This window comes from Saccharothrix sp. ST-888 (assembly GCF_000955975.1).
In the GTDB taxonomy this organism is placed as follows: domain Bacteria; phylum Actinomycetota; class Actinomycetes; order Streptomycetales; family Streptomycetaceae; genus Kitasatospora.
Genome location: NZ_JYJF01000068.1, coordinates 24,447 through 38,689, shown reverse-complemented (window position 1 = coordinate 38,689; position 14,243 = coordinate 24,447). Strand labels below are relative to the sequence as shown.

Below are 14,243 nucleotides of genomic sequence, written 5' to 3'. Positions count from 1 at the left end.
CGAGAGCTTCCTGTGGACGGACAGCCACTGGCGGCTGAGTGGCCGCACCGGGCCGACCGCCGTGCCCTCGATGCTGCTGCTGATGCCCCGCGCCCACCACGACCTCGCCGACCTGCCGCCCGAGCGGGCCGCCGAGATCGGCTCGATGCTCCAGCGGGTGGAGCGGGCCGTGATGTCGCTCGGCGGGATCGGCCGGGTGCACGTCTACAAGTGGGGCGACGGCTCCGCGCACCTGCACATCTGGCTGGTGGCCAGGCCCGAGGGCCTGATGCAGCTGCGCGGCGCCTGCCTGCCGCTCTGGGAGGACGTACTGCCCAAGCTCCCCGAGGCCGACTGGCGCGAGGCCGACCGCCGGATCGCCGCGGCGATGGCGGCGGACGGCGGCACGGCACGCGTCTGATCCGGCCGTACGGCCGTCCAGCCGTCCTGGCCGGGGCTCTTCCCGGCGATGACGGCCGAGGCCGTGGTCCGGCCGCCCGCTGCCCCCGTGGGGCGGCCGGACCCGAGGCAGGTGTCGAGGGCGGTGTCAGGAGCGGCCGACGGCGTTGCGGGCGATCTGGGAGAGCTTGGCGACCTCGAAGGCGGCGTAGGCGCCGCTCGCCAGCAGGGAGAACTTGATGCCCTCGCGCCCGTCCGGGCGGCGGAAGTCGGCGGGGAGGTACGTGCGGTAGTACTCGTTGGCGCGGTGGAAGAACTGCGGGCGCTCGGCGCGCGGCACGCAGCCGCCGAGGTCGAAGACGAACAGGAAGTTGCGGATCATCCGGGTGAAGAGGAACGGCCGTGCGGCGGCGAACTCCTCGTGTTCGTCGAGCAGTTCGAAGCTGCGGCCGTACTGGTCGAAGATGTCGAAGTGGCTGCTGCCGGGGGAGCCGGTCGGGTGCACGGTGTGCCGGCGGCGGATGCGCACGCACTCCTGGTCCAGGACCGCGACCCGCCGGGCGGCGAGCAGCGACTCGTGCACCACCGGGATCTCCTCGTAGTGGCCGTCGGGGAAGGCCGGCACGTCGGCCCGGCGGAGCAGCCGGTCCCAGATCAGCGGGGGCGCGCCGAAGACCTCCGGGCGCTCCTGCGGCGCGAAGACCTCCGGCCCGGCCGCGGCCAGGATCCCGGCCGCACCGCCCGGCCAGACCCGGTCCCGGTACTCGCGCGAGTGCCCGAACAGCAGGACGTCCACCTCGCCGGTCTGCGCCAGCCGGTCGGCCATGGCCTGGATCGCCTCGGGCTTCACCACGTGGTCGCTGTCCAGGAAGAGCAGGTACTCGCCCTTGGCGTGCGCCGCTCCCGCGTTGCGGCTGCGTCCGATGCCGACGGCGGCGTCCAGCCGCAGCACGCTCACCCGGGAGTCGCGCATCTCGTACGCCTCGGTGAGGCGCTCGGGGGCATCCGGGGAGCGGTCCACGACCAGCACGACCTCGAAGTCGCGGAAGGACTGCGCGAGGAGCGAGTCCAGGCAGTCCTTCAGCTGTTGCTGTTGGTCGTAGGCGGGCAGCACGACGGATATCAGTGGGGAGGGCATGGGCGGGAGGCTAAAGGCGTGTACACGTCCGAGCAAGGGTCAAAATGACCCCGAACCTGGCCAATACCGGTCATATCACGGCGGGTGTGTGCGATATCTTCACCAGGCTGCCACGGAGAACTGCGAACCTGAGAACCCGTCAGCGGCGTCCGCGCGCCCGCGCGTGAGGCGGGACGGCGGCTCAGTACGCGTGGTGGACCTGCCAGAAGGACCAGGCGCCGCAGGGGCTGCCGTAGACCTCGTTCATGTAGCCCAGGCCCCACTTGATCTGGGTGGCCGGGTTGGTCCGCCAGTCGGCGCCCGCCGAGGCCATCTTGGACGCGGGCAGGGCCTGGACCAGGCCGTACGCGCCCGAGCTCGGGTTGGTGGCGGTGACGTTCCAGCTGCTCTCGCGGGTCACGATGTCGGTGAAGCACTGGAGCTGGCTCGCCGGGACGATCTGGGCGGCGATCTGCTGCGGGGTGCCGGAGTAGCCGGTGCTCAGGCTGCCGCGCTGCTCCGAGCGCGAGGCGGCGTCGGCCTTGGCCTGGGCGTCCGCCCGTGCCTTCGCGTCAGCGTCGGCCTGTGCCTGTGCCTGTGCCTGGGCCTGTGCCTGTGCCTGGGCGTCGGCCTGGGCCTGCGCGTCCGCGTCGGCCTTCGCCTGGGCGTCCGACTGGGCCTTCGCATCGGCTGCTGCCTTGGCGTCGGCCGCCGCCTTGGCCTGGGCGTCAGACTGGGTCTTGGCCTGGGCCTCGGCGAGCTGCTGGGCCTCGGCGGAACCGGTGGTGGTGGCAGCGGTCGGCGCGGCGGCCGAGGCGGCCGAGGTGTCCTGCGGCAGGGCGAGCGCGAGGGTGGCGGAGCCCGCGACGGCGAAGGTGGCGACGCCGGTGATGATGGCGTTGCGGCGGTTCTTGGTGAGCTGCGAGAGCTGCGGGAGCTTCGGGAGCTGCATGGAGGAACTGACCTCTTCCGTCGGTGGAGCCGTGCGCGGGCACACGGGTGTCGCGAAGCGTGTTCGGGGAGAACAGCCCGCGTGCCGTGTCGGACGGCCTCGCACCAGGCCGGAGGGCGAGGTGGGCGGGACGGCGCGGCGGATCGGCCCGGGGAGCCGGACCGGCGGCGCCGCGTTGCGACCGGGTCATTCTTTGCAGAGGCTTCCGGCCGTTTCAATGCGCGCTGGTACTACCGACGGTCGTAGGACAGCGGAACGCCCGGCACAGGGCCGGGCGCGAATGTCCGATATGCCCGCTACGGCCGCCGGTGAAACCTGGAAGCCGTGAGGGTCCGTGATTGCAGCTCTGACCAGGGGCGTTCCCGGAGCCGGGTCGACGGGGCAGGGCTCCGAGCGGTCGGTGGAGCGCCCTGCCGTCGGCGCGACGACTATCGGGAGCAGTAGTCGGCGGAGCGGGTGTGGGCGGCCTCACAGCCATCGCCCCGCCGTGCTGGCGCAGCGTGAACGGCCGGGTGCGGATCGTGGGGCGGCTGCTCAGGAGGACGGCCGCTCGGGCAGGCGGCTGTTCGGACGGGCGGCTGTTCAGGCGGGCGGCAGGGCGCGGAGCGCGCGGTGGACCGCGACCGCGGCGCAGATCCCGTCGTCACGCCGGCGGCTCCCCGGGCCTGAGGCCGTGCGCGACCTCCCCCGCACGCTCGGCCGGCCGCCCCGAATCGCGGTGCGCCGACGTGCGGCACGCCGAAGGGAGCCGAAGGGCGCAGGCTGGAAGGGGACGGGTGAGCGGATCGGAGGTCGGGCCGTGTACTTCACCGATCGACGGGATGCCGGTCGGCAGCTGGCCGCCCGGTTGGAGCAGCTGCGCGGCCAGGACGTCGTCGTGGTCGGCCTGCCGCGCGGGGGCGTGCCGGTGGCGGCCGAGGTCGCCGAGGCCCTGGGGGTGCCGCTGGACATCTGTGTGATCAGGAAGCTGGGCGCGCCGTTCCAGCCCGAACTCGGGCTCGGCGCGATCGGCGAGGGCGGTGTACGGGTGCTCAACCGGGAGGTGATGCGGCTCGCCGGGGTCTCGGAGAAGCAGCTCGCACCGGTCGAGGAGCACGAGCGCGCCGAGCTCGCCCGCCGGGTGGCCCGCTACCGGGACGGCCGCCCCGGCATCGCCCTCACCGGGCGGACGGTCGTGGTGGTCGACGACGGCGTGGCCACCGGCTCCTCCGCGCGGGCCGCCTGCCGGATCGTCCGGCACCTGGGCGCGGCCCGGGTGGTGCTCGCGGTGCCGGTGGCGCCGAGCGACTGGGTGTCCCGGCTGGGCGAGGACGCCGACGAGCTGGTGTGCGTCCGTGCGCCGTTGTCGTTCTACGCGATCGGGCAGTTCTACCAGGACTTCGAGCAGACCACGGACCGGGAGGTGGCGGTCTGCCTCGACCGCGCGGCCCGGCGGACGGCGGCCGCAGCCGGTGCGGACGAGCCGGGCGGCGGCGAGGACCACCCGGACCGGGGGCCGGACGGGCCTGCGGGCGCCCCGGCCGCCGAGGGCGAGCCGGGGGACCGGAGCGGCCCGGACGGCGGCCCGGGCGGCCCGGGCGGGGACTCCCGAGGTGCCCACCGCGGCCTGTTCGGGCGGGGGTTCCGCCGGAGCCAGGGCGGGCGCCCGGCCGACCTCGCTGCCGACCGGGAGGTCGAGCTCCCGGTGGGCGGCGGCCGGTCGGGCGGCACGCTGACGCTGCCGGCCGACGGCGCGACGGGTGTGGTGCTGTTCGCGCACGGCAGCGGCAGCAGCCGGCACAGCCCGCGCAACCGCTTCGTCGCCGAGCGGCTGAACCGCGCCGGACTGGCGACCCTGCTGTTCGACCTGCTCACCGAGGCCGAGGCGGCCGACCGGACCAAGGTGTTCGACATCGCGCTGCTCGCCGAGCGGCTGGGCGAGGCCACCCGCAGGCTGCGGGAGCAGTCGGCGGCGGGGCGGCTGCCGATCGGGTACTTCGGGGCCAGCACCGGCGCGGCTGCGGCCCTGTACGCCGCGGCCGAGCCCGGGGCGTCGGTCGGCGCGGTGGTCTCCCGCGGGGGCCGGCCCGACCTGGCCGCCGGGCGGCTGCCCGAGGTGACGGCTCCCACGCTGCTCATCGTCGGCGGCGACGACCAGCTGGTGCTGGAGCTGAACCGGGAGGCGCAGGCGCGGTTGCGCTGCGAGAGCCGGCTGTCCGTGGTGCCCGGCGCGACCCATCTCTTCGAGGAGCCGGGCACCCTGGCCGTCGCCGCCGACCTGGCCGCCGACTGGTTCGCCGAGCACCTGGAAGCGGCGGGCGAGGACTAGGACCTTGGTCCGCAGCTGCCGTGCGAGTGCGAACTGATCTTGATCGGGATCCACGGCCCGGACGACTGTTCGGACCGTTAGGCTGTGCCCCCGGCTGATGGTGAAGTCCACTGGAGGTGGGTCGATTTGTCGGATCGTCAGAACGAGCAGCGCGACCTGATCGCGATCGGGCGCGGGTTCGACACCTGGGAGCCGCCCGAGATCGACACCTCCGTGCCGCACTCGGCGCGGATGTACGACTACTGGCTCGGCGGCAAGACGCACTTCGCGCCGGACCGCGCCCTCGGCGAGGCCATCGAACAGGCCATCCCCGACATCAAGACCATGGCCAGGGAGAACCGGACCTTCCTCGGCCGGGCCGTGCGCCACCTGGTGCGCGAGGCCGGGATCAGGCAGTTCCTGGACATCGGCACCGGCATCCCGACCGGCGGCAACACCCACGAGGTCGCCCAGGCCGAGGCGCCCGGCAGCCGGGTCGTGTACGTGGACAACGACCCGATCGTGCTCGCCCACGCCCGCGCCCTGATGGTCAGCGGCGACCAGGGCGAGACCGCCTACATCCACGCCGACCTGCGCCGGCCCGAGGCGATCCTCGCCCACCCCGCGCTGACCGGGACCCTGGACCTCACCGAGCCGGTCGGCCTGGTGCTGGTCGCCATCCTGATGCTGCTGCGCGACGACGAGGACCCCAGGGGCAAGGTGGCCGCTCTGCTGGCCGCGCTGCCCTCCGGCAGCCATGTGGTGATCACCCACCCGACCGGCGACTTCGCCCCCGAGGCGATGGCGGCGGTGGCCGCCAAGGCGGCGCAGGGCGGGATGACGATCGTCCCGCGGACCCGTGCCCAGGTCGAGGAGTTCTTCGCGGGCTGGGAGCTGGTGGAGCCCGGGGTCGCCCCCGTGATGGCCTGGCGCCCGGACGGCGAGCCGCCCGTCGACCCGCACGCCGCCTACTACTGGGCGGGTGTCGCCCGCAAGCCGTGACCCCGCAGGCCGGGCCGCCCGCCGCCCGTCACCGCCCGCTGTGACCCCGCAGGCGGGGCCGGGCCGCGGCGGCGGCCGGTGTGCTGGACTTGGAGCGTGACCGAGTCGCCGACGCCCGTGGTGTCCCTGCGCTTCGCTCCCGAGCTGTGGCTGTTCCTCCGCAGCCGGGACCGGCACGAGTCGGTGCGGGCGGCCCAGGACGGCACGGCTTCGCTGGGGCACCTGGTGGAGTCGCTCGGGGTACCGCTGACCGAGGTCGGTCCGCTGGAGACGGCGGGCCGCCGGGTCCAGCCGGCGTATCGCCCGAGCGGTGGCGAGGTGGTCCGGGTGGCGGCGGTCGGCAGGCCGCAGCAGGTGCCGGGCGGCCCGGCGGCGGGCTTCCTGCTGGACGTCCACCTCGGTGCGCTCGCCCGGCGGCTGCGCCTGCTCGGGGTGGACACCGCCTACCGCAACGACCTGGACGACGACGAACTGGTCCGCCGGGCCAACGCGGAGCGGCGGATCCTGCTCACCCAGGACCGCGGACTGCTGCGCCGCCGCGCGCTCTGGCTCGGCGGCTACGTCCGGGGCTCGGCGCCGGACGCCCAGCTCGCCGACGTCCTGGACCGGTTCGTGCCGCCAGCCGCGCCCTGGAGCCGCTGCACCGCCTGCAACGGGGTGCTGGCACAGGTGGCCAAGGCCGAAGTGGAGGCGCTGCTGCGCCCCGGCACCCGGCGGACGTACGACAGCTTCGCCCGCTGCCGGGACTGCGGCCACGTCTACTGGCACGGTGCTCATCACCGGCGGCTGGAGTCGATCGTGGCCGCGGCACTGGGCGGCAGCGGGCGAAGCGGTGGGGACTGACGGAGGTCAGGCCTGGGCCAGGGCCTCCCTGGCGGCGGCGGCCTTGCGGCGGCTGCCGACGACGGCCGAGGCGGCGAGCACCACGGCGGCGGCGACCAGCGAGAGGATCATCTGGGTCAGCCCGTCGTGGTCGGTGCACATGTAGACCATGACGAAGGTGATCATGCCGATGGTCGCCCAGGTCAGGTACGGGAAGAGCCACATCCGCACGGTCAGCTTCTCGGGCGACTCGCGCTCCAGGATCCGGCGCATCCGCAGCTGGGAGACCGCGATCGCCAGCCAGACGAAGAGCGCCACCGCACCGGAGGAGTTCAGCAGGAACTGGAAGACGGTGGCCGGCCACATGTAGTTGAAGAAGACCGCGAGGAAGCCGAAGACCACCGAGGCGAGGATCGCGGTGCGGGGCACCCCGTTCCCGCTGACCTTGCCGAAGGCGCGCGGCGCGTCACCGCGGCGGCTGAGCGAGAAGGCCATCCGGGAGGCGGTGTAGAGGCCGGAGTTGAGGCAGGAGAGCACGGCGGTCAGGACGATCAGGTCCATCACGCGGCCGGCGCCGGGAATGCCCACGTGGTCGAGGACGGCGACGTACGGGCTGCCCTTGACGGCGGCGGAGTTCCAGGGAAGGAGCGTGACGACGATGGCGATCGAGCCCAGGTAGAAGACGCCGATGCGCCAGATCACGCTGTTGGTGGCCTTGCGGACGGCCGTCTTCGGGTCGGCGGTCTCGCCCGCCGCGAGGGTGACGATCTCACTGCCCATGAAGGCGAAGACCACGGTGAGCATGCCGGTGAAGACCGCGCCGATGCCGTGCGGGAGGAAGCCGCCGTTACCGGTCAGGTTGGTCATACCGGGCGAGTGGGTCCCCGGCAGGACGCCGAAGATCGCCAGGGCACCGATCACGATGAAGGCCGCGATCGCCACCACCTTGATGCCCGCGAACCAGAACTCGAACTCGCCGTAGGAGGAGACCGAGAAGAGATTGGTCGCGGTGAGCACAGCCATCACGATCAGGGCGAACGTCCACTGGGGCACCCCCGGCATCCAACTGTTGAGGATCTTCGCGCCGGCGGTGGCTTCCACGGCCAGGACCACGACCCAGAAGAACCAGTACAGCCAGCCGATCGAGAATCCGGCCCATCGGCCGAGTGCGCGGTCCGCGTAGGCGGAGAACGAACCGCTCTGCGGGTCGGCGGCGGACATCTCGCCGAGCATCCGCATGACCATGACGACCAGCGCACCGGCCAGCGCGTAGGAGAGGAGGATGCCGGGGCCGGTGGACGCGATCCCGGCGCCCGAGCCGACGAACAGTCCGGCGCCGATCACTCCGCCGATCGCGATCATCGAGAGGTGCCGGTTCTTCAGGCCTGCCTGGAGGTGGCCGTGGCCGCCCGGGGTCTCCGGGCCCTGGCCGGTGGCGTCCTGCTGGGGCGCCGTGGTGGATTCCATGCTCATCAGGTGTGACTGCCTTCCCAACGCGCGGGCACTCGTGTCTGCGATGACAGAGGTGGGGACAGGACCACGCGTTGGGTCGAAACGTAGCTACTAAATCGGGACAACGGAACCTTTGGGCACAAATCGTTGCCCTCTCGAACACGGAAACTTTACGTAATTGAGCGTGACGAGAGGTTACCGGCGGGTCCTGGGCGGTGCTGCGAAGACGCAGTCGCCGCAGGTGGCGGCGCCCGGGAGACGGTGGTAGCAGCAGCAGGTGGCGCGGTTGGTAGGACGCTCGGAGGGGTGAGACGGTTCCTGGGCTCCGGCGTCGGCCTAGCCCGCCCGCCGGGCGGGGGCCGGGGTGAGGGCGGCGTACTCCAGCGGGGCGGAGGGGTCGACGGCGAGGTCGGCCGTGGCGGGTTCGGTGCCGCTGCGGGCGAGCAGGTCGCCGATGGCGGCGATCATGGCGCCGTTGTCGGTGCACAGCAGCAGCGAGGTGTGCCCGCCGGAGACGATCAGCACGATGCACGGGTCGGGCAGCGGGCCGCCGTCCAGGGTGGCCGCCGCGACGTGTCCGGCCAGGTGGTGCACCCCGTACAGCGGGACGCCGAGCGAGAAGGCGTAGCCCTTGGCCGCCGCCACGCCGACCTGGAGGGCGCCGGACAGCCCCGGGCCGGTGGTCACCGCGACCGCTCCGATGTCGCCGAGAGTCAGCCCCGCCCGGTCGAGGGCCTCCCGCACCACCGGCGCGACCGCGTGCACATGGGCGCGTGCGGCGATCTCGGGCACCACGCCGCCGAATCGGGCGTGCTCGGCCATGCCGGACGCCACGGCCTGGCCGAGCAGCACCCCGTCCCGGACCAGTCCGGCGCCGGTCTCGTCGCAGGACGACTCGATCCCCAGCACCACGGGCTTCGACCCGACCATCCCGCACTCTTTTGCCTTCTAATCGCAACTGCAAACAGTGTGCAATAAAGTACCCGATGGCGCCGGGTGGGTTTGAACGGGCCGGTGGCACGCCAGGATTCGGGAATGACGGAATCTCCGCTGCCAGTGGCCCGGGTCTCCGACGAGGTGCGGGCGGCGCTGGAGCGCCGCGCGCCGGTGGTCGCGCTGGAGTCCACGATCATCGCCCACGGTCTGCCGAGGCCCCGGAACCTGCGGGTGGCGGCCGAGCTGGAGGAACTGGTCAGGTCGGCGGGTGCGGTGCCCGCGACCGTCGCCGTCCTGGACGGGGTGCCGTGCATCGGGCTGGCGAAGGACGGTCTGGAGCGCGTCGCCGCCGACCGCTCGCTGCGCAAGCTGGGCTTCCGCGACCTCGCCCCGGCCCTCGCGAGCGGGGCGAGCGGGGCCACCACGGTCTCCGCGACGGCGTTCCTGGCGGCCCGCGCGGGCATCCGGGTCTTCGCCACCGGCGGGCTCGGCGGAGTGCACCGCCGGTGGACGACCACCCAGGACGAGTCCGCCGACCTCGCACTGCTGGCGCGGACCAGGATCACCGTGGTCTGCGCCGGGGTGAAGTCGGTGCTGGACGTGCCGGCCACTCTGGAGCGGCTGGAGACGCTGGGCGTGACCGTGCTCGGCTACCGTACGGCCGAGTTTCCCGGCTTCTACCTGGCGAGTTCGGGCCTGCCGGTAGACTGGACGGTGCGCGAGCCGGCCGAGGTGGCGGCCGTGATGCGGGCCCAGGACGCGCTCGGCGGCCCCGACTCGGCCGTGGTCGTGGCCAATCCGGTACCGGTGGCCGAACAGCTCGACCCGCGCCTGCACGACCGGGTGCTGGCCGACGGGCTGGCGGCGGCCGACCGGGCGGGTGTCGGCGGGCAGGCGATCACACCGTTCCTGCTCTCCTACCTGGTCGAGCACACCGGCGGAGCCTCGCTGGAGGCCAACCTGGCCGCCGTGCGCGGCAACGTCCGGCTCGGTGCGGCGATCGCCGTCCGGTGGGCCGGGCGATGAGCCGACGGACGGCGGGCAACGCCCTGCTGGTGATCGGCGACGTGGTCACCGACATCGTCGCCCTGCACGCCAACGCCCTCGCCCCGGACACCGACACCGCCGCCAGGATCGCCTTCCGGCCCGGCGGTTCGGGCGCCAACACGGCGGCCTGGGCGGCGTGCTCCGGCACCGAGGTCCGACTGCTGGCCCGGGTCGGCGCCAACTCGGCCGACTGGCACCGGGACGAGCTGCGCGCCGCCGGAGTCGAACCGCACCTGGTGGTGGACGGGCAGGCCGCGACGGCGGTGGTGATCTCACTGGTGGACGCCGGGGCCGAGCGCACCCTGGTCACCGACAGCGGCGCGGCCGTCCGGCTCTGCAGCGCCGACTGGGACGCCGCGCTGCTGGACGGCGCGGCCCGGGTCCACCTGTCCGGATACCTCTACTTCACCGATGCCGGGCGGCAGTTGGCGGCCACGGTCCATACGGCCGCCCGTGCGGCGGGCATCCCGGTGAGCGTCGATCCGGCGTCCACCGGCTTCATCGAGGTGCTCGGCCTGCCCGCCTTCCTGGCCGCCGTCGGCGGTACCGGGCTCGTCCTGCCCAACCTGGCGGAGGCCCGGCTGCTCGCCGGGACGGCCGACCCGGTGGCCGCCGCCGAGCGGCTCAGCGCGGTCCACGGCGAGGCCGTGGTCAAGCTCGGCGCGGCCGGCGCGCTGGCGGCCCGGCAGGGCGAACTGCTCGCCCGGGTACCCGGCGTGGCCGCCCTGGCCGTGGACAGCACCGGCGCGGGCGACGCCTTCACCGGCGGCTTCCTCGCCGCCCGGCTCTCCGGCGCGGACCTGGTCGAGGCCACCGAGGCCGGCTGCCGGACCGGTGCCGCCGCCGTCGAGGTGCTCGGCGGCCGCCCGCCGGTGCGGGGCTGACCGGCCGTCCGTACGGTCACCGGCCGGGGTGGCTGCTCAGCCGGCCGGGTGGGTGTCCGCGAGGGTGTCCGCGAGGGTGTTCCAGAACATCAGCTCGTAGGACTGGAGCTGCCGTCCGTAGCGGCGCCCGCCGTCGATCAGCTCCCCGGTGAGCTCGGCCGAGGCGAGGACCTGGACGGTCTGCTCCTCCAGCTCCGGTGCGGGCTCGGCGAAGAAGTCGAAGAACGCGCAGGCCCCGTCCGGGAAGCCGTAGTGGCCGCGCAGCGCCCGGGCGACGGTCGCGCAGTATCCGCCCCAGGCGGCGAAGTTGGCGGCGAGCGCCAGGACGGTCCCGGTCGGTTCGCCGTTGAGGGCCAGCCAGGCGAGGTAGGCAGGGTAGGCCTGGCAGCCGGGGAGCGGTTCGCGGGCGGCCACCTCGGCGGGCGTCAGGCCGCAGCCCTCGGCGAAGGCGGTGAGTGCGCGCAGTGCCTGGCTCTCGCCCTCGGCGAGAGCGGCGAACCAGCCGCCCGCCGGGACGTCCGCGCACCGGGCGGCCAGCATGAGCAGGCTGCGGCGGTCGCTGGTGATGATCCGGTGCTGCTGCGCGGCGAGTTCGGCCAGCACGGAGACCGGCGCCCGCCCGTCGGCGATCAGCGGGAGCAGCCGGTTCTCCCGTTCACCGGGTGCGAGCTCGCGGCGGACGGTCTGCAACAGCTCGCGTGCCTGTGCGCTCATCGGATCTCCCCTGGGTGACGGTACGTCAGTTCGCCTGCGGACCAGGGTAGGCGGGGTCGGCTCCGGTGTCCGGCAGGCCGCGCCAGCGGGTGCCGGTGCCTGTCAGGCGCCGCCGCCGGCCGGGCCGTTCACGGGGTGGTGGCCGCAGTCGGCGGAGACGTCCAGTGCCGTGCGGCGCAGTTCGGGCAGCAGGGCCCGGACCTGGTCGCGGCCGAGCACCACATCGGGAACGGAGAGCGAGATGCCGGCCACCACCGCGCCGCTGGCGTCGCGGACGGGGGCGGCGATGCAGTTGATGAAGGTCTCGTGCTCGGCGTCGTCCACGGCGTACCCCTGGACGGCGACCTGACGCAGTTCCGTCAGCAGGGTGGCGGCGTCGGTGATCGTGCGGTCGGTGAACCGGGTGTAGTCGAGGCGGGCCGCGACCCGCTCGCGCTCCGCCGCCGGGAGGTCGGCCAGCAGCACCTTGGCGATCGCGGTGGCGTGCAGCGGCATGGGGGCACCGATCCGCGAGTACATCCGGATCGGTTGGCGGGACTCGTACTTGTCCAGGTAGACGACGTCGCCGCCCTCGTAGACCCCCAGGTGCACGGTCTGGCCGGTGGACCGGTTGAGGCCCGCCAGGTGCGGTGCGGCGATGTCGCGGATGCCGCGCTGCGCCAGCGCCGCGTGGGACAGCTCGAAGGTCCGGGAGCCGAGGTGGAACCCGTGCGAGCGGTCCCGGTGGACGAAGCGCTCCTCCTCCAGGGTTCGCACCAGACGGAGCACGGTGGTCTTGTGGACGCCCAGTTCCTCCGCGAGCTGGTCCATCGTGCGCGGACCCTCGCCGAGCCGGATCAGAATCGTCAGGGCCCGGGAGAGACTCTGGCTCACTGCTGCACTCCTGTTGCCGTCATGGTGGTCTGCCCTCATTCACTCGGGGTGATTGACCGTCGCGCCCGGGTGGTGCTAGAACGAGTCTCGCATATTGCGCAATGAACGTTGCACATAGTGCAATCCACGGGTGACGCCGACAGGTGGCTCCGGGCAGCGCACGAGCGGGGCGGGGGACCGATGGCAGAGCTGGTGATCCGCGGCGCGACCGTCGTCGACGGCACCGGCGCTCCCGGGCGGCGCGCCGACGTGGCCGTCCGCGACGGCCGCATCACCGGGATCGGCCGACGGCTGCCCGGACGCACCGTGCTCGACGCCACCGGCCTGGTCCTGTGCCCCGGCTTCATCGACATGCACGCGCACTCCGACCTCGCCCTGCTCACCGCCCCCGACCACCGGGCCAAGGTCAGCCAGGGCGTCACCTGCGAAGTCCTCGGCCAGGACGGCCTCTCCTACGCCCCCGTGGACGACGGCACCCTCGACCAGATCCGGCACGCCATCGCCGGGTGGAACGGCAACCCGACCGACTTCGACTGGAGTTGGCGCAGCGTCGGCGAGTACCTCGACCGCCTCGACCAGGGCATCGCGGTCAACGCCTGCTACCTCGTGCCACAGGGCTCGGTACGGATGCTCGCCATGGGCTGGGACCGGCGCCCGGCCACCGGGGCCGAACTCGACCGCCAGCGCGAGCTGGTGGCCACCGCCCTGCGGGAGGGCGCCGTCGGCATGTCCAGCGGCCTCACCTACGCGCCCGGGATGTACGCCGACACCGCCGAACTCACCGCCCTGTGCGAGGTGGTGGCCGCACACGGCGGCTACTACTCCTCGCACCAGCGCTCCTACGGCGTCGGCGCACTGGACGCCTACGCCGAGATGATCGACGTCTCGCTGCGCTCCGGCTGCCCGCTGCACCTCGCGCACGCCACCATGAACTTCGGCGTCAACCAGGGCCGCGCCGGGGACTTCCTGGCCCTCCTCGACAAGGCCGCCGCAGCGGGCTGCGACCTCACCCTGGACAGCTACCCCTACCTCCCCGGGTCCACCACCCTGGTCGCCCTGCTGCCCAGCTGGGCCTCCCGCGGCGGGCCCGCCGAGATCCTCGAACGGCTCGACGACCCGACCGAACTCGCCCTGATCCGGCACGACCTGGAACGGCGCGGCTCCGACGGCTGCCACGGTGTCCCGGTGGACTGGCAGACCGTCGAGATCTCCGGCTCGCACTCCCCGGACGCCGTCGGGCGCACCGTCGCCGAACTCGCCGAGACCCGCGGACAGCGCCCGTTCGACGTCTACCGGGCCCTGCTGGTCGCGGACGGGCTGAGCACCACGATCATCCAGCACGTCGGGCACGAGGAGAACGTCCAGGCGATCATGCGCCACCCGGCGCACACCGGCGGCAGCGACGGACTGCTCGCCGCCGCCAAACCGCACCCCCGTGCCTGGGGCACCTTCCCCCGCTACCTCGGCCACTACGTCCGCGAACTCGGCGTCCTCGGGCTGGAGGAGTGCGTCGCCCACCTGACCGGCCGCCCGGCCCGCCGGCTGCGCCTCGCCGACCGTGGCCTGATCAGGCCGGGACACCACGCCGACCTGGTCCTCTTCGACCCCGCCACGGTCGCCGACACCGCCACCTTCGCCGACCCGTGCCGACCGGCCACCGGCATACCTCACGTGTTCGTCGGCGGCACCCGGGTCATCGCCGACGGCCGGCCCACCGGCGCGCTCCCCGGCCGGGCGCTGCGCCGCACCGCCGACGGCGTCACCCGGTGACCGCCAGGG

Annotated in this window: 12 protein-coding genes and 2 pseudogenes; 7 read left to right on the top strand and 7 right to left on the bottom strand. The window is 73.6% G+C overall.

What is annotated here, in order from left to right:
- Positions 1–400: HIT family protein (locus tag UK12_RS41505; protein WP_045304619.1), on the top strand; the 400-nt coding region annotated here is incomplete at its 5' end.
- A 126-nt stretch (positions 401–526) separates the two neighbouring features.
- On the opposite strand, the gene UK12_RS21080 is transcribed toward UK12_RS41505, so the two are convergent.
- Both UK12_RS21080 and UK12_RS21075 read right to left on the bottom strand, forming a co-directional pair.
- Positions 527–1,516, bottom strand: coding sequence for a glycosyltransferase family 2 protein (locus tag UK12_RS21080; RefSeq protein ID WP_082119802.1), 990 nt, complete (start codon positions 1,514–1,516; stop codon positions 527–529).
- Between the two features lie 181 nt (positions 1,517–1,697).
- Positions 1,698–2,447, bottom strand: coding sequence for a lytic transglycosylase domain-containing protein (locus UK12_RS21075; protein ID WP_197085046.1), 750 nt, complete (start codon positions 2,445–2,447; stop codon positions 1,698–1,700).
- 799 nt (positions 2,448–3,246) lie between these two features.
- Between UK12_RS21075 and UK12_RS43430 the strand changes: the two genes are divergently transcribed.
- The 3 genes from UK12_RS43430 (at position 3,247) to UK12_RS21060 (ending at position 6,579) form a co-directional block, all read left to right on the top strand.
- On the top strand, positions 3,247–4,755 hold the full coding sequence (locus UK12_RS43430; RefSeq protein ID WP_045304627.1) for a phosphoribosyltransferase family protein: 1,509 nt from the start codon (positions 3,247–3,249) through the stop codon (positions 4,753–4,755).
- A 126-nt stretch (positions 4,756–4,881) separates the two neighbouring features.
- Positions 4,882–5,736: an SAM-dependent methyltransferase gene (locus tag UK12_RS21065; RefSeq protein ID WP_197085045.1), complete on the top strand. Its 855-nt coding sequence runs from the start codon at positions 4,882–4,884 to the stop codon at positions 5,734–5,736.
- A gap of 96 nt (positions 5,737–5,832) precedes the next feature.
- Entirely contained in the window at positions 5,833–6,579 is a 747-nt protein-coding gene (locus tag UK12_RS21060) for a Mut7-C RNAse domain-containing protein (RefSeq protein ID WP_045304618.1), read from the top strand.
- A 6-nt stretch (positions 6,580–6,585) separates the two neighbouring features.
- Here the strand turns inward: UK12_RS21060 and UK12_RS21055 are convergent, their stop codons facing one another.
- The 3 genes and pseudogenes from UK12_RS21055 to UK12_RS21050 form a co-directional block, all read right to left on the bottom strand.
- The gene (locus tag UK12_RS21055; protein ID WP_045304617.1) at positions 6,586–8,031 is read right to left on the bottom strand and encodes an amino acid permease; all 1,446 of its coding nucleotides are present in this window, start codon (positions 8,029–8,031) and stop codon (positions 6,586–6,588) included.
- Positions 8,032–8,205: 174 nt separating this feature from the next.
- Positions 8,206–8,292, bottom strand: a pseudogene (locus UK12_RS45090) ((2Fe-2S)-binding protein); the annotation flags it as partial.
- Positions 8,293–8,460: 168 nt separating this feature from the next.
- Positions 8,461–8,940, bottom strand: a pseudogene (locus UK12_RS21050) (tRNA (adenosine(37)-N6)-threonylcarbamoyltransferase complex transferase subunit TsaD); the annotation flags it as partial.
- Positions 8,941–9,045: 105 nt separating this feature from the next.
- On the opposite strand from UK12_RS21050, the gene UK12_RS21045 reads away from it, so the two are divergent.
- A complete protein-coding gene (locus tag UK12_RS21045) occupies positions 9,046–9,972 on the top strand; it encodes a pseudouridine-5'-phosphate glycosidase (protein WP_045304615.1) in 927 nt (308 codons plus the stop codon).
- A complete protein-coding gene (locus tag UK12_RS21040; protein WP_045304625.1) occupies positions 9,969–10,877 on the top strand; it encodes a carbohydrate kinase family protein in 909 nt (302 codons plus the stop codon). The genes UK12_RS21045 and UK12_RS21040 overlap by 4 nt, the downstream gene beginning before the upstream one ends.
- 36 nt (positions 10,878–10,913) lie before the next feature.
- On the opposite strand, the gene UK12_RS21035 is transcribed toward UK12_RS21040, so the two are convergent.
- Both UK12_RS21035 and UK12_RS21030 read right to left on the bottom strand, forming a co-directional pair.
- Entirely contained in the window at positions 10,914–11,591 is a 678-nt protein-coding gene (locus UK12_RS21035) for a transcriptional regulator (RefSeq protein WP_045304614.1), read from the bottom strand.
- Positions 11,592–11,693: 102 nt separating this feature from the next.
- The gene (locus UK12_RS21030; protein ID WP_045304613.1) at positions 11,694–12,464 is read right to left on the bottom strand and encodes an IclR family transcriptional regulator; all 771 of its coding nucleotides are present in this window, start codon (positions 12,462–12,464) and stop codon (positions 11,694–11,696) included.
- A gap of 180 nt (positions 12,465–12,644) precedes the next feature.
- On the opposite strand from UK12_RS21030, the gene UK12_RS21025 reads away from it, so the two are divergent.
- Positions 12,645–14,234, top strand: coding sequence for an N-acyl-D-amino-acid deacylase family protein (locus tag UK12_RS21025; RefSeq protein ID WP_045304612.1), 1,590 nt, complete (start codon positions 12,645–12,647; stop codon positions 14,232–14,234).
- Positions 14,235–14,243: the final 9 nt, after the last annotated feature.